A 20261-nucleotide genomic window follows, 5' to 3' on the forward strand; every position below is an offset into this window, starting at 1 on the left:
CTGAGAGTCTCCGGAAGGACTCTTCGGTTCACTGCTGTCGGCCGGGGGCGTGGCCGAAGGAGAAGGGCCCGGGGTCGGCTCTCCCATCAGGCCGCGCCCCATCCGCGCAGCACAGCCTGGTGGGCTGCCGCGTAGTTGCTGTGGCCGGTGGTGACGACGTCGTGCAGCCACGCCTGCGCGGCTTGGAGATCCTGCATCTCGCGATCCCACTTGTCGAGCTCGTCCACGAACGTGTCCCGTGCCTCGCCCTCCCAGGTGAGGACGGCCTTCTCCGTCCTTCCGTAGAGCGTTTCGAGCTTTTCGTTGAGCTGTTTGAGGATGTCTTCGAGTTCTCCGGCCAGATCCCGCAGAGTGGAAAAGGAGACACCTATGTGGTCGTCGGTCACGCGAGGGTTCCTTCGGTGCGTGTGAGGGTGCGAGAGGTTCGGTGCGCGAGGTCAGAGGTCGTTGATCCTGCTGTGCGGCTGAGGCCCCTCCGAGAGGCGCTGCGCCTCCGCCGTCACGTCCACGTTGGACCGGACCGACCGCATGGCCTGGAGCACATCGAGCTCCTGCTCCGTGAAACCGTCCCGGCCCATGCGCATGGCCGCCTCAAGAACCTTGAGGATCTCCCGGATGCGCACCGCGTCCTCGGCGGCTCCTCGGTGCAGTGCGCGATAGCCCTTGGCCGCCTCGCCGCGCCAGCCGGACTCGATACGGTCCACGACGGCGTCCATCCGCCGTACCTGGGTGTCCAGATGACGCTGCATCTCGTCCAAGTCGCCTGCGAGCCGCGTGAGATCGGCGGCCGACACGGCGAGGTTCGGTGGCTGGGTCACCGTTGCATCCTTCCCCCGTGAACACTCCAGGCACTTTAACAACGAGGCGCACTGCCGATCGGCGGCGACCGGAGCCTTGGGGACTTCTTGACGTGAGGCGGCTCCGGCTCACTTCGCGGCAGCCGGCCCCGGCATGTACGACGACGGCTCCGGCCGCCGCGTGTGTGCGGCGGCCGGAGCCGTGGTGGAAGGCCTGCGCGCAGGCGTACTCCGGCGGTCAGACCCCGGCCGGCGCCTTGGCCGGGTCGGTGCCCGGGTCCGTTCCGTCGGGGCCGGTCGGCCGGTTCGGGGCCGTGGTCGGGCCGCCCGTGGCGGCGACCGTGGACGGGGCCGGTTCCTGGGAGACGTTGAACTCGGCCAGCAGGTCCTTGCCGAAGCCGAAGAAGTACGTGGCCAGGAAGCCGGCGACGTAGCCCACCAGCAGGCCGCCGCCGTAGATCGCGATCGTCGAGCCCAGGCCGTGGTTGCCGTCCAGGAGCGGGAACAGGGCCCAGCCGGACGGGCCGATGGCCGTGGAGCCGACCGTGTCGCCGAGCTGGTTGAACAGGCCGACGAAGCCACCGCCGAACGCGCCGCCGACGCACGCCGTGATGAAGGGGCGGCCCAGCGGCAGCGAGACGCCGTAGATCAGCGGTTCGCCGACGCCCAGCAGGCCTGCCGGGAGCGCGGACTTGATGGTGCGGCGGATCGACTCGTTGCGGGGGAGGCGGAAGTAGACCGCCATCGCCGCGCCGACCTGGCCCGCCCCGGCCATCGCCAGGATCGGGAGCAGGACCGTGTAGCCCTGCTGCTCGATGAGGGTCGTGTGGATCGGGATCAGCGCCTGGTGCAGGCCCAGCATGACCAGGGGGAGGAACAGGCCGCCGAGCACGAAGCCCGCGCCCGCGCCGCCGTTGGAGAGCAGCCAGTCGGCGAACGTGCCGATCGCGGAGGAGATCTCCCCGGCCACGTACATCAGGCCGAAGATCGTCACCAGGCCGGAGATCAGCACCGTCAGGGTCGGGGTGACCAGGACGTCCAGCGCCTCCGGCACCCACCGGCGGCACCACTTCTCCACGTACACGGCGAGGACCGCCGCGCCCAGCGCGCCCAGTACACCGCCCTGGCCGGGCGAGAGGGTCTGGCCGAAGGCGTCGATGTTCGCGACGCCCGGGAAGACGATGATCGCCGCCACCGCACCGCCCAGGATCGGCGTACCGCCGAACTCCTTCGCCGTGTTGTAGCCCACGAACACCGCGATCAGCGCCATGAAGCCGGACGCCATCGCCGCCAGCGCCGGCGTCACGGCGGGCAGCCACTCCAGGTTCACCAGCAGACCGTTGAGGCCCGCGATGATCCCGCAGCCGATCAGCGCCGGGATCAGCGGCACGAAGATGTTGGCGATCTTGCGCAGGAACAGCTTGAAGGGGGTGGCGTTCTTCGTCTTCTGCTGTGCCTTGATCGCCGCGCCCTGGGCCGCCAGATCGTCGGACGAGGTGGCGGCCGGACCACCGGGGCCGGAGGCCGGGGCGGGAGCCGTCTCGCGCTCCTCCTCGACCAGCTGCTCGAACTCCGGGGTGACCCGGGCGACCGTGCCCGGACCCAGCACGATCTGGTACGTGTCGTCCTCGACGACGCCCATCACGGCGGGCAGGGCCTTCAGCGCCTCGTCGTCGACGAGGGACCGGTCGTGCAGCCCGAGACGGAGCCGGGTCATGCAGTGGGCGATGGAGGCGACGTTCGCGGCACCGCCGACGAGCGGCAGGATCGCGGCGGCGGTGGCGCGGTTCTTGTCTTCTGTGGCCATGGTGCTCGGTGCCTTGCTGTGCGGCGGGTGGGGTACCCGGTGGGTCAGGTGGTGCGTACGGCCGCGAGGGCGGCGCGCAGGTGGCCGTCCGCCTCGGTGAGGCGGGTGGCCGCGGTGGGGCCGTCGACCTGGCCGAGGATGACCAGGATCGCGTTCTTGACCTCGCCGTCGGTGGCGGTGAGGGCGGCCTCGATCTCGGCGTCGGACGCGCCGGTGGCCAGGGAGACGATGTGCCGGGAGCGGGCGCGCAGCTTCTCGTTGGAAGCGCGTACGTCGACCATGAGATTCCCGTACGTCTTGCCGAGCCGGATCATCGTGATCGTCGAGATCATGTTGAGGACCAGCTTCTGCGCGGTGCCCGCCTTCAGCCGGGTCGAGCCGGTGAGCAGCTCGGGGCCGGTGACGATCTCCAGGCCGTGTTCGGCCGCCGCGGCGAGCGCGGAGTCCGCGTTGCAGGAGAGCCCGATGGTCAGGGCGCCCTGCGCGCGGGCGTGCTCGACCGCGCCGATCGCGTACGGCGTGCGGCCGGAGGCGGAGATGCCGACCACCGTGTCGTCGGCGCCCAGCTTCAGCGCGTCCAGGTCGGCGGCGGCCAGCTCCTTGCTGTCCTCCGCGCCCTCGACGGCCGTGACCATGGCGGAGGGGCCGCCCGCGATCAGGCCGACGACCTCGGACGGGTCGGTGTTGAAGGTGGGCGGGCACTCGCTGGCGTCCAGCACCCCGAGGCGGCCCGCCGTGCCCGCGCCCGCGTAGATCAGCCGGCCGCCGCGGGCCATGCGCGCGGCGGTGGCGTCGATGGCGGCGGCGATCTGCGGCAGCCGCTCGGCGACGGCGGCCGGGACGGTGGCGTCCTCGCCGTTCATGATCCGGGCGATCTCCTGCGTGGCCAGCCGGTCGATCTCGGCCAGCTCGGGGCGGAACGCCTCGGTGGTGAGGGTGGCCAGCTGGGCGCGGAGCTCGCCGTACGTGCCGGAGGACCCGGGAGTGTCGGTGGCGCCGGGGGTGTCCGTGGTGGAGGTCATGAGGTGCGGCTCTGCTTTCTCGGGTGCTCGGTCTCGTACGCGTACGGGTGGTGCGTGGCCCGTGGCCCGTGGTCGGCGGTCCGGGGCGGTCAGCGGGTGCGCGGGGTGTGGCGGTGGGCGAGGGCCTCGTAGGAGGCGGCCAGGGCGGGCGCGGCGGTCTCGTACGTCCGCTGCGCGACGCCTATGAACAGGCAGTCCACGACGAGCAGCTGGCTGGTGCGGCTCGACATCGCGGCGGGGCGCAGCTCGCTCTCGCGCGCGGTGGACGTGGTCAGCACATGGTCCGCGTACTGCGATACGGGCCCGTCGGGCCGCCCGGTGATCGCGATGGTGGTCGCCCCGCGGTCGAAGGCGACCCGCAGCGGCTCGATGACGTCGCCGGTGGAGCCGGAGTGCGTGATCGCGATGGCCACGTCACCGCTGCGCAGCTGCACGGCGTTGGTCACCGCGAGGTGCGGGTCCATGTGGGCGTGGGCGATCAGGCCGATCCGGAGCAGCTTCTGCGCCAGGTCCTGGCCGACGAGCGAGGACGCCCCGACGCCGTAGATGTCGATGCGGCGGGCGGTCGACGCGGCGGCGACGGCGGCCCCCAGCTGTACGGTGTCGAGCCCGGCGGCGGTGTCGGCGAGGGTCTGCTGCTCGTCGTAGGCCAGCTTGGCGACCACGTCGGCGATCGGGTCGTCGACCGCGATGTCGGCGGTGACGGCGGGGGCCCGGCCGGACTCCTGGTGCGCGGCGAGGCCGGCCAGCGCGAGGCGCAGATCCCGGTAGCCCGGGTAGCCGAGGAGGCGCGCGGTGCGGACGACGGTGGCTTCACTGGTGCCGGTGAGCTCGGCGAGACCGGTGACGGTGAGGGCGGCGCAGCCGGCCGGGTCGCCCGCCACCGCTTCGGCGACCAGCTGCATCGAGCGGGTCATGGAGGGGGCGAGGGTCCGGACCTTGGCGGCGAGGGCCGCGGGGGCCGGAGGGGAGTCGCCGCTGAAAATTTCCTTCACGTCACTGGTCACATTTGAAAGATATTTTCAACCTCGTGGTCCGTCAACCCCCCTTTGGTCCCTACCTCTGGCGGCCGGACCCTCCCTCCGGCGGCCCCTCGCGCACAATGGGGGCATGGAGTTGAACCCCCTGGAGCAGTCCCTGCACACCGCCCGCGCGCTCGTCATGGCCGATCTGGCGGCGGGCGACGTCGCCGAGGCGGACATCGTCTCGCTGGTCGAGGACGCGGTGACCCACCGGCGGTGGTGGGTGGAGCAGTGGCCCGAGGGCGCGGAGTTCGTGGCCGGGCTGATCGCCCAGGACGTGCAGGACGCCCTGCTGGAGCGGTACGGGCGGTGGCCGCTGTGCCCCGCGTGCTCGCCGGAGGAGGAGCCGCACGCCCTGGACGTCGAGCCGGAGCTGGGGCCCGACCCGCACTGGGTCTGCACCAAGGCGGCCGTCGCGGTGGCGCCGGTGGGGGCGCTGGGCGGGGCGCTGCGGCGGTGACGGTCTACATCGACCCGCCCACCTGGCCCGGGCACGGCCGTCTCTGGTCGCACCTGGTCAGCGATGAGTCGTTCGAGGAGCTGCACGCCTTCGCCGCCGCGATCGGCTGCCCGCCGCGCGCCTTCGAGCGCGATCACTACGACGTGCCGGAGGCGCACTACGCGGACGCCGTACGGGCCGGGGCGCGGGAGGTCGGCTCGAAGGAGCTGGTCCGGCGGCTCACGGCGGCGGGCCTCCGGCGGCCGAAGGGGCGGCCGGTGCCGGGGTAGCCCACCCGGCGGCCCGCCGCCCCGGCCTGCTGGAAGGCTCGCTGTCGGCTCGCTCGACAGCGCCCGCCGCCCGGCCGTTCCGTCGGCGGGGTCCGCTAGGAGAGCTTGCCGTCGTAGTCCGGGAGCTTGAAGCCGCGCTCGGCGTGGCCGCCGACGATGTCGGTGGTGTTGTTCCCGATGTTGGCGATGATCTTGTAGCCCTTCGCCTCGATCGCGGCCCGCTGCTCGGTCTTGTAGGCGCTGACCTCCTCGAAGAGATCCGGCAGGCTGCGTACGTACAGCCCGTCGACCGGGTAGCCGGCCTTCTTCAGGTTCCAGTCCGTGAGGGAGTGGATGATGCCCGGCCGGGCGGTGACGAAGAAGACGGCCACGCCGCGCGCGTCGGCGTACCGGGCCAGCTCGCGGACGTCCCCGACGGCCGGGGTGGGCAGCTCCCAGAACGGGTGGAAGTGCGTCTCCAGCGCGGTGTTGTCGATGTCGAGGACGATCGCCTGCTTCTCGCTCCCGGCGCTCTCCGACCGGGCCTCGATCCAGGGGCGCGCCTCGGCGACGACCGCCGCGACGTCGCTGCGCCAGGTGCCGTAGTCGACATCCGCGGCGAGGGCGGAAGCGGAGCCCGCGGGAGCGGTACGGGCCGGGGCCTGCGTCTCCGCCGCGCCGGCCGAGGTGACGGGAACCGCGACGAGGGCGAGCGTCGCGGCCAGTGCCGCGGCGGTGCGCTGGATGGTGGCGCGTGCATGCATGGGGACTCCTGGGTGGGGAACCTGCCAATGGCCCGTACGCCGTGACCCGACGACGGGTTGTCATGCTCGCGCTCAATAATGAAGGGCGGGTGGATATCTCACTACTGGTCGGTAGCGTCTTTTTCGGCTGCTGTCGGCTGCCCGGCGGAAATCGGCCGGGCTGTGGCCGGGAAGGGCTCGGTGGGCCCGGAGCCCGGGCCCGGAGCTACGGAGTCACCCGGCCGTCGGCGGGCACGGAATCGACCCGCGCCGGGCGCCCCGCCCCTCTCGCCGCGCTCTTCGCGATCAGCCGTGAGCGGGAGCGCGTCCGGCCGCCGTCGCCGCGCTGGAGGCGCAGGGCGATCCCCACCGCCGCCAGGGCCAGGGCCGTCATCGCCGCGCCCGCCCAGGCCGTGGACGCGAAGCCGAAGTCCAGGTCGATCACCGTGCCGCCGAGCCACGGGCCGCTCGTGTTGCCGAGGTTGAACGCCGCCGTCGTGGTGGCTCCGGCCAGGGTCGGGGCGGCTCCGGCCACGTTGAACATCCGGGCGTTCAGCGCGGGGGCCGTGAAGAAGGCGGACAGGCCCAGCAGGAACGCCAGCGCGACCACCGCCACCTGGCTGGATGCGAACAGGGCCAGCGCCACCAGGAACACCGTGGACGCCGTGATGCCGCTCAGCATCACCCCGAAGAGGTGCGCGTCCGCGACCCGGCCGCCGATCATCGTGCCGATCAGCGCGCCCACGCCGAACAGGCCGAGGATCCACGGCACCCAGCCCGAGTCGAGACCCGCCACGTCCGTGAGCAGCGGCGCCAGATAGCTGAACGCGCAGAACACCCCGCCCGCCGCGAGCGCGGTGATCACGATGGCCAGCCAGACCTGCCGGTCCCGGTAGATCGCCAGCTCCCGCTTCAGCTCGGGCCTCTTCTCGGGCAGCGGGATGTGCGGGATGCGGGTGGCGACGCCGACCAGGGCCACCGCCGAGGCCGCGCCGACCGCCCAGAACGCCGAACGCCAGCCGAGGTGCTCGCCGAGGAAGGCGCCCAGCGGCACGCCCAGCACGTTCGCGACGGACAGGCCGCCGATCATCACGGCCATCGCCCGCGCACGCTGGTTCACCGGGACCATCGCGATGGCCACGGCCGCGCCGACCGCCCAGAAGCCCGCACAGGCGAGCGCGCTCACCACCCGGGAGACGAAGAGGACCTCGTACGTCGGGGCCAGCGCACCGGCGATCTGGCCGAGGCCGAACACCGAGATCAGCGCGATGAGGGTGGTGCGGCGCGGCAGCCGCAGCGTGGCGACGGCCAGCAGCGGGGCGCCGACCACCATGCCGATCGCAAAGGCGGATATGAGGAGTCCGGCCTGCGGAATCGACACGTTCATGTCGTCGGCGATCGGTGGGAGCAGGCCCGACAGCATGAACTCGCTGGTGCCGAGTGCGAAGACCGAGAGGCCGAGAATGTATACGGCGACGGGCATGGGTGCGCGGCGGGAGACGGAGTCGGGCATGACTCGTCACAACGCCGGGGAACGCTTCCGCATTCCCCGGCGTCGAGTGGCGGGCGCCTTTGTTCACGCCCCTGTCACACGCCTCGGTCACCGGAGGGACCGGTGTGGCCCGTCACACGGGCAGGGCGTGCAGCTTCTTGCCGTGCAGGGCGAAGACGTGCTTGCCGTCGGTGGCCACCAGCCACGCGTGGAAGTCGCCGGACTTGTCGTTGAACGTCCAGCGCAGGGCTCCGGTCTTCGCGTCGAAGGCGTGGACGCCGCCCTGCTTGTCGAGGTCGGTGGCGCCGTAGAGAACGCCGCCCGCCGTCACGAACTGCCGCGGCACCTGCGCGCCCGCGTCCTTGAGGGCCGTGGACTGCCACACCTTCTTCCCGGTGCCCGGCTGGAGGGCCCACAGCGTCCGGCCGCTGTCCGCGATGTACAGCACGTCCTCCACGAGGCTCGGCTCGCGGAACGTGGTGAACTTCTCGGTCTCCACAGACCACTTCTCGGACCCGTCGGACAGGGCGAACGCCTGGAGCCGCTGCCCCTGCGGGACGATCACCAGATCCTGGTGGACGACGAAGGGCCCGTAACTCGTCTTCGTCGTCTTCTGCGTCCACACCTGGCGGCCGGTGGCGGTGTCGCGGACCGTGAGGTTCTTCTTGAAGTCGGTGTAGACGAGGTAGCGGCCCTGCACGGCGGCGTGGATGCCGTTCTGCTCGGTGCCGAGGTCGCGCTGTTCCTTCCAGACGACCTTGCCGGTGCTGCTGTTCAGCGCGGCGATCACATTGGTGTGGGACGAGTTGTCGGGTTCGAGGATCTCGGCGATGACGTACACCTGGTCCGCGTCCACCGCGACCGGCCTCGGCTGCCGGTACTCCTTGCCCAGGTGGCTGCGCCAGGCCTCCTTGCCGGTCCCCGGTACGTAGCCGATGACGTTGCCGTCGTACGTGCCGCTGGCGAGGTACAGGGTGCCGTCGCCGAGCAGCAGCGGCGCACCGGGGACCGCGCCGCCCGGCAGCGACCACCGCTCCTCGCCGCTCGCCGCGTCGAGGGCGGCGAGCGGATCGCCGCTCGCGATCACCACGCCGTCCACAGTCACCAGTTCGTCGTTGTCGCCGTAGGTCTGTGCCGAGGTCGTCTTCGTCCACAGCGGTGCGGGGGCCTCCCCGTCCTTCGGCGCCTTGCCCTCCTCGGGGGAATCGGTGCGCGGCGGCGGCGTGCTGCCCTCGCCGCCGGTGGCGAGCTCGTCCTCGCAGCCGGTCAGACCGGCCCCGAGCGCCGCCACCGTGACCCCGACGCCGGCCAGTCGCAGTATTCGCCGTCGTGAAGGTCTGCCGGCCGTCGTGCCGTGTCCCGCGGTTCCCATGAACATGTCGCCGTACCCCCGGTGGAGTCGTCAGAGTGTGTGCAACTGCGATGCCAGACGTTAGCGGGCGTGCCGCGGCACAGGCCGGGGCAGGTCATGACCGGAACAACTCCGTGAAGGAACCGGAACATTTGCTCCGCGGAACCGGACCGGCCGCCGCCGGTCACCGCGGAGCGGACGGGTCCAGCAGTTCCAGCTCCGTCGCCAGGTTGTGCCGCGCCCGCGCCTCCCACTCCGCCGCACCGTAGGGCGTACGGAACAGCCGTGGCAGGTCCAGGAGTTGCCGGAGCACCGCCGCCCGGCCCGCCCGGAACGCCTCGTCGGGCACGAAACCGTACTCCTCGCGGACCCGGGCCGCGTACGCCCCGTACGCCTGCGGGCCGCCCGCCAGGACCGCGAGGTCCGCGTCGCACAGCACCTCGCCGTTGCGGTCGCCGTCCGCCGGGTCGTGCGTGACGGTGAGGCGGACCAGCCGGGCGACCTCCGCCACCACCGCGTCCGGCACCCCCGCCTCGGGCAGCGCGCGCTCGGCGAGGGCGGCGCTGCGCTCCTCGTTCTCGCTGCGGTCGGGCCGGTACACCGCGTCGTGGAACCAGGCGGCGAGGCGTACCGCGTGCACGTCGTCGGCGTGGCCGGCCAGGGCGTCGACGCCGTCCAGGACGGCGGTCAGGTGGGCGGTCGTGTGATAGCGGCGCTGCGGTTCGGCCCAGCGGGCGAGGAGGTTCTCGGCGTACGGGAGCGGATCGGGCCCGTCCGCCCCGGCGCGCGCCGCCAGCAGCGTGTCGTGCCAGCGGCGCCGGAGCCCGGTGTCGTCCCGGGAAGCGGTGTCGCCGAGGGCGGTGTCGTCCGGGGAGGCGGCTTCGTGGGGCGGGCGGGAGCTGTCCGTCATGAGGGCGACTCTAGACGCCCTCCGGCCGGGTGAGCCGCCCCCGGTGCCGCCGCCCTCGTACGGCCCGCGTGCCGCGCTCGTACCGGCTCCGGTGCCGTCCTCGCAGCGGCCCCGGTGGCGGGCCGTGCCGGCTCCGTACCGCTCTGCGGACCGCCCCTTGTCGCTCCGGCCGGCCTGTCACTACCGTGCGCCCGTGATGATGGATCTCAACGCGGACCTCGGCGAGGGCTTCGGCAACTGGACCCTGACCGACGACGACGCGCTCCTCGCCTGTGTCACCAGCGCCAACGTGGCCTGCGGCTTCCACGCGGGCGACGCCTCCGTGATGCGGCGGGTCTGCGACGCGGCGGCGGCCGGCGGGGTACGGATCGGGGCGCAGGTCTCCTACCGGGACCTGGCCGGGTTCGGGCGCCGGTCGATGGATGTGCCTGCCGCCGAGCTGACCGCCGAGATCGCCTACCAGATCGGCGCGTTGCGGGTCTTCGCGGAGTCCGCCGGGTCCGTCGTCTCGTACGTCAAACCGCACGGCGCGCTCTACAACCGGGCCGTCTGGGACGACGAGCAGGCCGCCGCGGTGATCGCGGGCGTACGGCTGGCGGGCGGTGATCTGGCGGTGCTCGGGCTGCCCGGATCCCGGCTGCTCGCCCACGCGGCCGACGCCGGACTGCCCGCCGTGGAGGAGGCCTTCGCCGACCGCGCGTACACCCCGCAGGGCACCCTCGTGCCGCGCGGTGAACCGGGTGCGGTGGTGCACGACGCGGACGACGTCGTACGCCGGAGCGTCGGCATGGCCGTCGAGCGGGCCGTGACCGGGGCGGACGGCAGCCGGATACCCGTCGTGGCGCGCTCGCTCTGCGTCCACGGCGACACCCCGGGCGCGGCGGCCCTCGCCCGCCGGATACGGGCCGCGCTGGAAGAAGCGGGCGTCGCGGTACGGGCGTTCGTGTGACCGGCCCGCGCGGTACGGGAGGCGTACGGGTCCTGCCCGCCGGGCCGCACGCGCTGCTCGTGGAGCTGGCCGACGGCGAGCAGGCCGAGGCCTTCCACGCCGAACTGCTCCGCCGCCGCGAGCGCGGTGAACTCCCCGCCGTACGGGAGATCGTCCCGGCCGCCCGGACCGTCCTGCTCGACGGAATCGGTGTGCGCACGCCCGGGGCGCGGGACCGGTTCGCCCGGGAGCTGGTTTCCTGGCGGATCCCGCCGCCGCGCCGCGCGGGCCGCGACGCGGTGGAGATCCCCGTGGTCTACGACGGCCCGGACCTGGACGAGGTCGCCGTGCTCTGGGGCGTCCCGGCCGCCGAGGTGGCCGCCGTGCACTCCCGCACCGCGTTCCGGGTGGCGTTCTGCGGGTTCGCCCCCGGGTTCGGCTATCTCACCGGGCTGCCCGAGCGGTTGCACGTGCCCCGGCGCACGACCCCGCGCACCCGGGTCCCGGCCGGGGCGGTGGCCCTCGCCGGGCCCTACACCGGGGTGTACCCGCGCCCTTCGCCCGGCGGCTGGCGGATCATCGGGCGGATGCCGGACCCGGGCGAGCTGTGGAACCCGCAGCGGGAACCGGCGGCGCTGCTGGAGCCGGGTACGCCGGTGCGGTTCGTGGCGGTGGGGGAGGACGCCGGGGGCGCGGTGCCGCGTCCTCGGGCTGCGGCTCGGCCCGGCGCGGTGCCGCGGCCTCCGGTGGCGGGCTCATGACGCCGTCCGGCGGCTCCGGCGCGCCCCACGCCACCGGCCGCCCGCCCGTCGGCTCCCGGCTGTACGTCGTCCGGGCCGGGGCGTTGACCACCGTGCAGGACGCGGGCCGGCCCGGCTGGGCGCACCTCGGGGTCGGGCGGGCCGGGTTCCTGGACGCGCTCGCCGCCAGGCTGGCCAACCGGCTGCTGGGCAACCCGCCGGACGCCGCCGTCCTGGAGACCACGCTCACCGGGTGCGCGGTCCGCCCGGACCGGCCGGTCGTGGCCGTCGTCGGCGGGGCGGGCTGCCGGGTGACGGTCGACGGGCGGCCGGTGGCGTGGGGCGCGCCGGTGCGGGTGCCCGCGGGCGCGGTGCTGGACGCGGGCCCCGCGACGTACGGACTCCGGAGCTACCTGGCGTTCGCGGGCGGCCTGGTGCCGGACCCGGTGCTGGGCAGCCGTTCGGCGGACCTGCTCTCGGGTCTCGGGCCCGCCCCGCTGCGCGAGGGCGACGAACTCCCGCTGGGCGCACCGTCGTCGGGTGCTCCGCTGCCGCCCGCCGGGCCCGCCCCCTGGCCGGGCGCCCCCGCCGAGCTGGTGCTCCCGGTCCACCCCGGGCCCCGGCAGGACTGGTTCACCGAGGCCGCGCTCCGTACGCTCCGCACCGCCGCCTACCGGGTCTCGCCGGACAGCAACCGCATCGGGCTGCGGACGGAGGGCCCGGCGCTGGAGCGGTCCCGTACGGGCGAACTGCCCAGTGAGGGCATGGTGCTGGGTGCGATCCAGGTGCCGCCGGACGGCCGGCCCGTCGTCTTTCTCAACGACCATCCGACGACCGGCGGTTACCCGGTCGTCGGCGTCGTCCCCGAACGCTCCCTCGCCGCGGCGGCGCAGGCGGTGCCGGGAACCCGGCTGCGTTTCGTACGTGCCTGAGCGCGGCGGGACCGCGAGGCCCCGCCGCGCTCAGGCCACCTCGGGCCTCACGCGCCCTTGAAGGTGCGCAGCCGCAGGGAGTTGCCGACCACGAAGACGGACGAGAACGCCATCGCGGCTCCGGCGATCATCGGGTTGAGGAGTCCGGCGGCGGCCAGCGGAAGGGCGGCGACGTTGTAGGCGAAGGCCCAGAAGAGGTTGGTGCGGATGGTGGAGAGGGTGCGGCGGGAGAGGCGGATCGCGTCGGCGGCGGCGTTGAGGTCGCCGCGGACCAGCGTGAGGTCGCCCGCCTCGATGGCGGCGTCGGTGCCCGTGCCCATCGCGAGGCCCAGATCGGCCTGGGCGAGGGCGGCGGCGTCGTTGACCCCGTCCCCGACCATCGCGACCGAACGGCCCTCCGCCTGAAGGCGCTTGACCACATCGACCTTGTCCTGCGGCATGACCTCCGCGTACACCTCGTCGATGCCGACCTCGGCGGCCACCGACTCTGCCACGGCCCGGTTGTCGCCGGTGAGGAGGATCGGGGTCAGGCCGAGGTCACGGAGCCGGCGGACGGCCTCGGCGCTGGTGTCCTTCACCGCGTCGGCGACCTCCAGCACCGCGCGCGCCTCACCGTCCCAGGCGACCGTGATCGCGGTACGCCCGGCGGCCTCGGCGGCCTTCTTCGCCTCGGCGAGGGGGGCGGGAAGGCGGATCTCCCACTCGGCCAGCAGCTGTTCGCGCCCGACGAGAACGGCGTGGCCCTCGACGACGCCCTGGACGCCGAGCCCGGGGACGTTCTGGAAGTCCTCGGGGGTGGGCAGCGGGCCGGTGGCGTCGGTGGCGGCGGTGGCGACGGCCTGGGCGATGGGGTGTTCGGAGGCGTTCTCCAACGCGCCTGCCAGCCGCAGCACTTCGGCCTCGGTGGTGGTGTCGGTGGTGTGGGTGGTCTGGAGGGTCATGCGGCCGGTGGTGACGGTGCCGGTCTTGTCGAGGACGATGGTGTCGGCGCGGCGGGTGGTCTCCAGCACCTCAGGACCCTTGATGAGGATGCCGAGTTGGGCGCCGCGGCCGGTGCCGACCATGAGGGCGGTGGGGGTGGCGAGGCCGAGGGCGCAGGGGCAGGCGATGATGAGGACGGCGACGGCCGCGGTGAAGGCGGCGGTGAGTCCGGCGTCGTTGCCGAGCCAGAAGCCGAGGCGGGCGAGGGCGATGACGATGGGGACGAAGACGGCGGAGATGCGGTCGGCGAGGCGTTGGGCGGAGGGTGGGCGTCTTCGACGAGGCGGGCCATGCGGGCGAGTTGCGGCGCCGACGCGGGTGGCTTCGACGACGACGTCCGCCGGCGTTGAGACGGTGTCGCCGACCGAGACCTCCACGGGCACGGACTCACCCGTCAGCATCGAGGCGTCCACGGCGGACGAGCCCTCGACCACGGTCCCGTCCGTCGCGATCTTCTCCCCGGGGCGGACCAGGAAACGGTCCCCGACCTGCAACGCGGCGGTCGGGATCGTCGTCTCGACACCGTCGCGCAGGACCGTGACCTCCTTGGCCCCCAGCTCCATCAGCGCCTTCAGCGCCGCCCCGGCCTTCCGCTTCGAGCGTGCCTCGAAGTAGCGCCCGGCGAGGATGAACGCCGTCACCCCGGCCGCGGCCTCCAGGTAGATGTTCCCGGCGCCGTCGCTGCGGGCGATGGTCAGCTCGAAGGGGTGCGTCATCCCGACCATGCCCGCGGTCCCGAAGAACAGCGCCCACAGCGACCACAGGAACGCGGCCGACGTGCCGACGGAGATCAGCGTGTCCATCGTCGCCGCACCGTGCTTCGCGTTGGTCCAGGCGGCGCGGTGGAACGGCCAGGCGGCGTAGGTGACGACCGGTGCGGCCAGGGTCAGCGAGAGCCACTGCCAGTAGTCGAACTGGAGCGCCGGAACCATCGCCATCGCGATCACCGGGACGGACAGGAGGACGGCGGTGACCAGGCGCTGGCGCAGGGTGGTGAGCCCGTCGTCCTCCGCGCCCTCCGCCGCCGGACCCGCCGTACCCGCCGCGCCCGCCGTCTCCGTACCGTTGCTCCCGGAGGAGGCGGGCGGTGCGGGTGGCGCGGGCGGCCGGGCGGTGTAGCCGGTGGCCTCGACGGTCGCGATCAGGTCGTCGACGGACACCTCGGCGCCCTGGTAGGTGACCTTCGCCTTCTCGGTGGCGTAGTTCACGGTGGCCTCTACGCCGTCCATCCGGTTGAGCTTCTTCTCGATACGGGCCGCACACGAGGCGCAGGTCATCCCGCCGATCGCGAGCTCGACCGCGGTGGTGCCGGCCTCGGAGCCGGTGGCGGTACCGGCGGTGGTGGCGGAGTGCGCGGACACGGGGTCCTCCCTGGAGCCGTCCGGATACCCCTAGGGGGTATCTCCTTCTCTCTCCATGTATACCCCCCGCCCCTATGAAGTGCAAGGTGTGACGGGAGGGGTTGTGGAGGGGGCGGCGGCGGGCCGCCGAGGGGTTTCCGGCGGTGCGGGTCACTCGTCTGCGGGGTCGGCTCGCGTGCCGCCGCGTGCGTGCGCTGAGATAGAGGGCTGGGCTGTCCGTCTACCGACCCGTAGGCTGGCCATTGGACTAGACCTATAGCTGTGTATCGAGCTGTGTATCGGAGGAATGGGGACCCATGAGCAACCGTGCAGTCCTGGAGGTGATCGCTCTCGACGCGGAGGACGCGGTCGCTGCCCAGGCCGGTGGTGCAGACCGCCTCGAACTGGTCACCGACATGGCCGCCGACGGTCTGACACCGTCACGGGAGACCTTCACGGCGATCAGGTCCGCGGTGGACATCCCGCTGCGCGTGATGCTCAGGGTGGCGGACGGCTTCGCCGCCGGTGACATCGACGTACTGACCGGCAAGGCCCGCGAGATGCGGGAGGCGGGGGCCGACGCGTTCGTGCTCGGCTTCCTCGACGCGGAGGGCCACCCCGACCTCGTCGCCGTCGAACGGCTCGTCGCCGAGCTGGACGGCTGCCCGTGGACGTTCCACCGGGCGATCGACCGGGCCGCCGACCGCGACGCCCTGCGCAAGCAGCTCGCGGACCTGCCCGGCCTCGACACGTTCCTCACGGCGGGTTCGGCGGCCGGAGTGGACGCGGGCATCCCGACGCTCCTGGCCGAGGCGGCCCGTACCGGCGAGCCCGGATACGAGGCACAGGTCCTGGTCGGCGGCGGCCTCCACCTGCACCACCTGCCACAGCTGCTGGCCGCCGGGATCGACGCCTTCCACATCGGCGGCGCGGCCCGGCCCGGGGGCTGGTCGGCGCCGGTGGACGCGGCAGCGGTACGGGAGTGGCGCGAGGCGCTGGACGCCTGAGGTCCGACCGGGTGCGGGACCGGGCAGTCCCGCACCCGGAGGGCCTACGCCTGAACCAGCGCCTCCGGCAACGGGGCCGCGTGCAGCACGGTCAGCCCCGACACCGCACGGGTCAGCGCCACGTACAGCCGCCGCAGCCCGGTCCGCTCGTCCGGTTCGCCGTCGACCACGGCGGCCGGTTCGTCCAGCACCACGTAGTCGTACTCCAGGCCCTTGGCCAGCGACGCGGGCACCAGCGTCAGCCGCGACGCGGCGGTGGTCTCCTCGCCGGGCGAGAGATACGCGTGGCCCGCCGCCTCCAGAGCCGCGCCCAGCTCCGGGATCCGGGCGTCGGCGGCGATCAGCCCGATCGACCCCTCGTGGCCGAGCGACTCCTCGCAGGCGGCGACGACGGCCGCGTCCAGCTCCTCGGCCGACGCCACCTCCCGTACGACCAGGGAACCCGGCGACTCACGCACCGACTCCACCGCGGCCAGACCCGGCGAGATCGCGGGCAGCAGCCGGGAGGCGTACGCGATGACCTCGCGCGGCACACGGAAACCGGCCGTCAGCTCCTCCACCACCGCGTCCGCCTTGCCCAGGTGGAACAGCGCCTCGCCCCAGCTCTCCGTGGACCACGGCGTCGTCCCCTGCGCGAGGTCGCCGAGGACGGTGGCGGACCCGGTCGAGCAGCGCCGCCCCACCGCCCGGTACTGCATGGGGGACAGGTCCTGCGCCTCGTCGAGCACGACATGGCCGAGCGAGTGCGTCCGGGCGATCAGATCGCCCGCCTCGTCGATCAGCACGGCGTCCGCCGCCGACCACTTCGCGGACTTCACACTGCGGGCGGGCTTCGCCCACAGCAGCCGCTTCTGCTCGTCCTCGCTCAGCAGGCCTTCCGCGTGCGCGGCCAGGAACTCCGCGTCGGAGAGCAGCCGCAGCACCAGCTTCGCCGGGTCCACGGGGGGCCAGACCGCCTTGACGGCCGCCTTCACGGCGGGGTTGCGGGCCACGGCGTTCTGCACCCGGTCGTCGGGCGCCTCCCCGGCCTCCTCCATCCGTACGAGGACGGCGTGCGCGATCCGCTGCGGCAGCGCCTCGTGCGCCGCCCCGTACCGCATGTCGCGGGCCAGCAGCTCGTCGACCATCTCCTGGATCTCGTACACCGGCACCCGCCAGCGCCGGGAGCCGCGCACCACGACGACGGGCTCGGCGGGGGCGGTCACATGGGAGCGGACGGCCCGCCGCAGCACCTCGGCCATCCGGGCGTCGCCCTTGACGACGGCGGTGGCCGCCTCGTCCTCGCCCCGCACCTCGACACCGGTGCGCACCAGGTCGTCGACGGTGGCCTGCTTCACCTCCAGCTCGCCGAGCGCGGGCAGGACCTGCTCGATGTAGTGCAGGAAGGACCGGTTCGGCCCGATGACGAGGGTGCCGGTGCGGGCGAGCCGCTCGCGGTGCGCGTAGAGCAGGTACGCCACCCGGTGCAGGCCGACGGCGGTCTTCCCGGTGCCGGGCCCGCCCTGCACGCAGACGGTGCCGCCGAGGCCGCTGCGGACGATCTCGTCCTGCTCGGGCTGGATGGTGGCGACGATGTCGCGCATCGGGCCGACGCGCGGCCGTTCGATCTCCGCCTGGAGGAGGCGGCTGGTGTGCTCGGCCCCGGGGCCGTCCTCGGCGGGGTCGGTGAGGTGCTCGTCCTCGTACGCGGTCAGCTCGCCGGCCGTGTAGCCGAACCGGCGGCGGAGCCCGACGTCCTGGGGGTTCTTCCGGGACGCCTGGTAGTACGGCTGGGAGACCGGCGCACGCCAGTCGATGACCATCGGGTCGCCGGCGGCGTCGTGGACGTGTCGGCGGCCGATGTAGAACCGCTCGCCGTCCGCGCCCTCGGCCAGTTCGCCGCCGACGGCGTGCAGATAGTCGAGGCGGCCGAAGAACAGCGGGGTGTGCGAGAGATCGGCGAGCGCCTTGATGCGGTCGTCGATCTGGGACTGGAGCACGGCGGCGTTGACCCAGTTCGCGGTGACATCGCGGATGTCGAGGGCCTGGACGTCCTCGCGCATCCCGCGCAGCGCGGCGCGGGACGCGGCCAGATGGGCGCGTTCGTGCGCCAGCGGGTCGACGGGGCCCGGGGGACCGGTCGGGTCGGGGGTGGAATCGCTTTCTGCTACGTGCGCGGGCACGGTGATGCCTCCGGCTCTTCAACACAGGACGGCGGACCGCGCGCCGGTACCGGCCGGGGCCGGGGCGGGGCGGTCCGCTCGGAAGGTCGCTTCGCGTGGGTGCCGTCCGGTTTCCGTCCGGGCGGCGGCGCTCCCCCGGCTGCCGGCAGCGAAAAGGCCGGTACCACGGTTCGGGAGGCGGGCAGACCGGCGATTGTAGCCACAGGGCGGGGCGCGGTCGAAACGCTTTACGGGGTTCCGCCGCCGTACGGGCCCGGCCGGCGACGGGCTGCGCCGCCTGTGCGGGCTCCACCTGAGGGGGCGGTCCAAGGGGTACCCGTAGGGGACGCCGGGCCTCGGCATGGCACCGCAGACCTACGCGCCCGCTCACCCGGTTCCGTCTGCGGGCCGACGCGCCCGAACGGGTGACGGGAGCACCATGGATACATGAGCACAGCCACCCTGAATCCCCGCACGACCGGCCCCGCGCACGGCGCGACCGCGGCGACCGGTGACCACCGACCCCACCGCGTCGGCGACGCGCTGCGCGCCGTGAAGGTGTTCGTGACCACGGCGTTCGGCGTCGTCGTCCTGGGGGAGTACGCGGAAGAGGCGGGCGTCGTCGGCCGCGGCCGCTGAACGCCCGCCCCTTCCGGAGGCGTCAGTTGTCCGCGAGCAGCTCGTCCGCGTCGACGATGCGGTACGCGTACCCCTGCTCGGCCAGGAACCGCTGGCGGTGCGCCGCGAAGTCCTGGTCGATGGTGTCGCGGGCGACGACCGAGTAGAACCGGGCCTCGTGCCCGTCGGCCTTCGGCCGCAGGACGCGGCCCAGCCGCTGCGCCTCCTCCTGGCGTGACCCGAAGGTGCCGGAGACCTGGATGGCGACGGTGGCCTCCGGCAGGTCGATGGAGAAGTTGGCGACCTTGGAGACCACGAGGACGCTGATCTCGCCGTTCCGGAACGCGTCGAAGAGCTTCTCGCGCTGGGCGTTGCTGGTCTCGCCCTTGATGACGGGCGCGTCCAGATGCTCGCCCAGCTCGTCGAGCTGGTCGATGTACTGCCCGATGACGAGGGTCTGCTCGCCCTGGTGCTTGCGTACCAGTGCCTCGGTCACCTTCCGCTTGGTCGCGGTGGTGGCGCAGAACCGGTACTTCTCCTCCGTCTCGGCGGTCGCGTACGCGAGCCGCTCGGAGTCGGTGAGGTTGACGCGGACCTCCACGCAGTCGGCGGGCGCGATGTAGCCCTGCGCCTCGATCTCCTTCCACGGGGCGTCGAACCGCTTGGGCCCGATGAGCGAGAAGACGTCGGACTCCCGCCCGTCCTCCCGTACCAGCGTCGCGGTGAGCCCCAGCCGCCGACGGGCCTGGAGGTCGGCGGTGAACTTGAAGACGGGCGCGGGCAGCAGATGCACCTCGTCGTAGACGACCAGGCCCCAGTCGCGGGAGTCGAAGAGCTCCAGGTGCGGGTAGACGCCCTTCCGCCGGGTGGTCAGCACCTGGTAGGTGGCGATGGTGACCGGCCGGATCTCCTTGCGCGTCCCGCTGTACTCGCCGATCTCGTCCTCGGTCAGCGAGGTCCGCTTCACCAGCTCGTGCTTCCACTGCCGGGCGGAGACGGTGTTGGTGACGAGGATCAGGGTGGTGGCCTTGGCCTGGGCCATGGCACCGGCCCCGACGAGCGTCTTCCCGGCCCCGCAGGGCAGCACCACGACGCCCGACCCACCGTGCCAGAAGCCCTCCACGGCCTGCTTCTGGTACGGCCGCAGCGCCCAGCCGTCCTCGGCCAGCTCGATCGGATGGGCCTCGCCGTCGACGTAACCGGCAAGGTCCTCCGCGGGCCACCCCAGCTTGAGCAGGGTCTGCTTGACCTGCCCGCGCTCGGAGGGGTGCACGGCCACGGTGTCCGGGTCGATGCGGGCCCCGACCAGCGGCTGGACCTTCTTCGACCGGAGGATCTCCTCCAGCACGGGCCGGTCGGTGGTGGTGAGCACGAGCCCGTGCACCGGGTGCTTGGACAGGGTGAGCCGCCCGTACCGCGCCATCGTCTCGGCGATGTCGACCAGGAGCGCGTGCGGCACGGGGTAGCGGGAGTACTCGACCAGGGCGTCGACGACCTGCTCGGCGTCGTGCCCGGCGGCGCGGGCGTTCCACAGCCCGAGCGGGGTGACCCGGTACGTGTGGATGTGCTCGGGCGCGCGCTCCAGCTCCGCGAACGGCGCGATGGCACGACGGCAGGCGTCCGCCTGGTCGTGGTCGACCTCGAGGAGCAGCGTCTTGTCGCTCTGGACGATGAGGGGTCCGGTCACGCGCTTCGGCCCTTTCTGCGGGGTACGGCCACGGC

At 73.2% G+C, this 20261-nt stretch carries 19 protein-coding genes; 7 read left to right on the plus strand and 12 right to left on the minus strand.

The window, feature by feature from the left end:
- Positions 1-86: 86 nt before the first annotated feature.
- The 5 genes from KV381_RS20905 to KV381_RS20925 form a co-directional block, all read right to left on the minus strand.
- A complete protein-coding gene (locus tag KV381_RS20905) occupies positions 87-386 on the minus strand; it encodes a WXG100 family type VII secretion target (RefSeq protein WP_030632993.1) in 300 nt (99 codons plus the stop codon).
- A 51-nt stretch (positions 387-437) separates the two neighbouring features.
- Positions 438-818 carry a WXG100 family type VII secretion target gene (locus tag KV381_RS20910; protein ID WP_256995122.1) on the minus strand — a complete coding sequence of 127 codons (381 nt, stop codon included), beginning with the start codon at positions 816-818 and terminating at the stop codon, positions 438-440.
- Positions 819-1035: 217 nt separating this feature from the next.
- Positions 1036-2604, minus strand: coding sequence for a PTS transporter subunit EIIC (locus KV381_RS20915; protein WP_086779103.1), 1569 nt, complete (start codon positions 2602-2604; stop codon positions 1036-1038).
- Between the two features lie 44 nt (positions 2605-2648).
- The gene (gene murQ / locus KV381_RS20920; RefSeq protein ID WP_030632984.1) at positions 2649-3626 is read right to left on the minus strand and encodes an N-acetylmuramic acid 6-phosphate etherase; all 978 of its coding nucleotides are present in this window, start codon (positions 3624-3626) and stop codon (positions 2649-2651) included.
- Between the two features lie 89 nt (positions 3627-3715).
- Positions 3716-4633 (minus strand): MurR/RpiR family transcriptional regulator, encoded by a 918-nt coding sequence (locus tag KV381_RS20925; protein WP_030077545.1) that lies wholly within the window; start codon positions 4631-4633, stop codon positions 3716-3718.
- 103 nt (positions 4634-4736) lie between these two features.
- Here KV381_RS20925 and KV381_RS20930 point away from each other — a divergent pair, with 103 nt between their 5' ends.
- Positions 4737-5108 (plus strand): hypothetical protein, encoded by a 372-nt coding sequence (locus tag KV381_RS20930; protein ID WP_030077546.1) that lies wholly within the window; start codon positions 4737-4739, stop codon positions 5106-5108.
- On the plus strand, positions 5105-5377 hold the full coding sequence (locus KV381_RS20935) for a DUF4031 domain-containing protein (protein ID WP_030077547.1): 273 nt from the start codon (positions 5105-5107) through the stop codon (positions 5375-5377). Before KV381_RS20930 ends, KV381_RS20935 begins: the two co-directional genes overlap by 4 nt.
- 95 nt (positions 5378-5472) lie before the next feature.
- Here the strand turns inward: KV381_RS20935 and KV381_RS20940 are convergent, their stop codons facing one another.
- The 4 genes from KV381_RS20940 to KV381_RS20955 form a co-directional block, all read right to left on the minus strand.
- Complete coding sequence (locus KV381_RS20940; protein ID WP_218785985.1) at positions 5473-6120, minus strand: HAD family acid phosphatase; 648 nt, start codon at positions 6118-6120, stop codon at positions 5473-5475.
- 205 nt (positions 6121-6325) lie between these two features.
- The gene (locus KV381_RS20945; RefSeq protein ID WP_218787272.1) at positions 6326-7582 is read right to left on the minus strand and encodes a Cmx/CmrA family chloramphenicol efflux MFS transporter; all 1257 of its coding nucleotides are present in this window, start codon (positions 7580-7582) and stop codon (positions 6326-6328) included.
- A gap of 142 nt (positions 7583-7724) precedes the next feature.
- Positions 7725-8969 (minus strand): PQQ-binding-like beta-propeller repeat protein, encoded by a 1245-nt coding sequence (locus tag KV381_RS20950; protein ID WP_256995123.1) that lies wholly within the window; start codon positions 8967-8969, stop codon positions 7725-7727.
- A gap of 157 nt (positions 8970-9126) precedes the next feature.
- Positions 9127-9852, minus strand: a complete 726-nt coding sequence (locus tag KV381_RS20955; protein WP_030077554.1) for a hypothetical protein — start codon at positions 9850-9852, stop codon at positions 9127-9129.
- A gap of 199 nt (positions 9853-10051) precedes the next feature.
- Here KV381_RS20955 and KV381_RS20960 point away from each other — a divergent pair, with 199 nt between their 5' ends.
- From KV381_RS20960 to KV381_RS20970, 3 genes are read left to right on the plus strand one after another with little or no spacing between them, the layout of a single operon-like run.
- Complete coding sequence (locus KV381_RS20960; protein ID WP_032790029.1) at positions 10052-10801, plus strand: LamB/YcsF family protein; 750 nt, start codon at positions 10052-10054, stop codon at positions 10799-10801.
- Entirely contained in the window at positions 10798-11541 is a 744-nt protein-coding gene (locus KV381_RS20965) for an allophanate hydrolase subunit 1 (protein WP_218785986.1), read from the plus strand. The genes KV381_RS20960 and KV381_RS20965 overlap by 4 nt, the downstream gene beginning before the upstream one ends.
- Positions 11538-12452: a biotin-dependent carboxyltransferase family protein gene (locus KV381_RS20970; RefSeq protein ID WP_050495495.1), complete on the plus strand. Its 915-nt coding sequence runs from the start codon at positions 11538-11540 to the stop codon at positions 12450-12452. The genes KV381_RS20965 and KV381_RS20970 overlap by 4 nt, the downstream gene beginning before the upstream one ends.
- Positions 12453-12499: 47 nt before the next feature.
- Here the strand turns inward: KV381_RS20970 and KV381_RS20975 are convergent, their stop codons facing one another.
- A complete protein-coding gene (locus KV381_RS20975; protein WP_256995124.1) occupies positions 12500-14794 on the minus strand; it encodes a cation-translocating P-type ATPase in 2295 nt (764 codons plus the stop codon).
- A 296-nt stretch (positions 14795-15090) separates the two neighbouring features.
- Here KV381_RS20975 and KV381_RS20980 point away from each other — a divergent pair, with 296 nt between their 5' ends.
- A complete protein-coding gene (locus KV381_RS20980; protein WP_030075909.1) occupies positions 15091-15780 on the plus strand; it encodes a copper homeostasis protein CutC in 690 nt (229 codons plus the stop codon).
- A gap of 44 nt (positions 15781-15824) precedes the next feature.
- Here the strand turns inward: KV381_RS20980 and KV381_RS20985 are convergent, their stop codons facing one another.
- Entirely contained in the window at positions 15825-17942 is a 2118-nt protein-coding gene (locus KV381_RS20985; protein WP_030634117.1) for a UvrD-helicase domain-containing protein, read from the minus strand.
- Positions 17943-18368: 426 nt separating this feature from the next.
- Between KV381_RS20985 and KV381_RS20990 the strand changes: the two genes are divergently transcribed.
- Positions 18369-18560 carry a hypothetical protein gene (locus tag KV381_RS20990; protein ID WP_086780261.1) on the plus strand — a complete coding sequence of 64 codons (192 nt, stop codon included), beginning with the start codon at positions 18369-18371 and terminating at the stop codon, positions 18558-18560.
- 22 nt (positions 18561-18582) lie between these two features.
- Here the strand turns inward: KV381_RS20990 and KV381_RS20995 are convergent, their stop codons facing one another.
- Entirely contained in the window at positions 18583-20226 is a 1644-nt protein-coding gene (locus tag KV381_RS20995) for a DNA repair helicase XPB (protein ID WP_030634116.1), read from the minus strand.
- Positions 20227-20261: the final 35 nt, after the last annotated feature.

The sequence above is a fragment of the Streptomyces sp. WY228 genome, assembly GCF_019287315.1.
GTDB classification, from domain to species: domain Bacteria; phylum Actinomycetota; class Actinomycetes; order Streptomycetales; family Streptomycetaceae; genus Streptomyces; species Streptomyces caviscabies.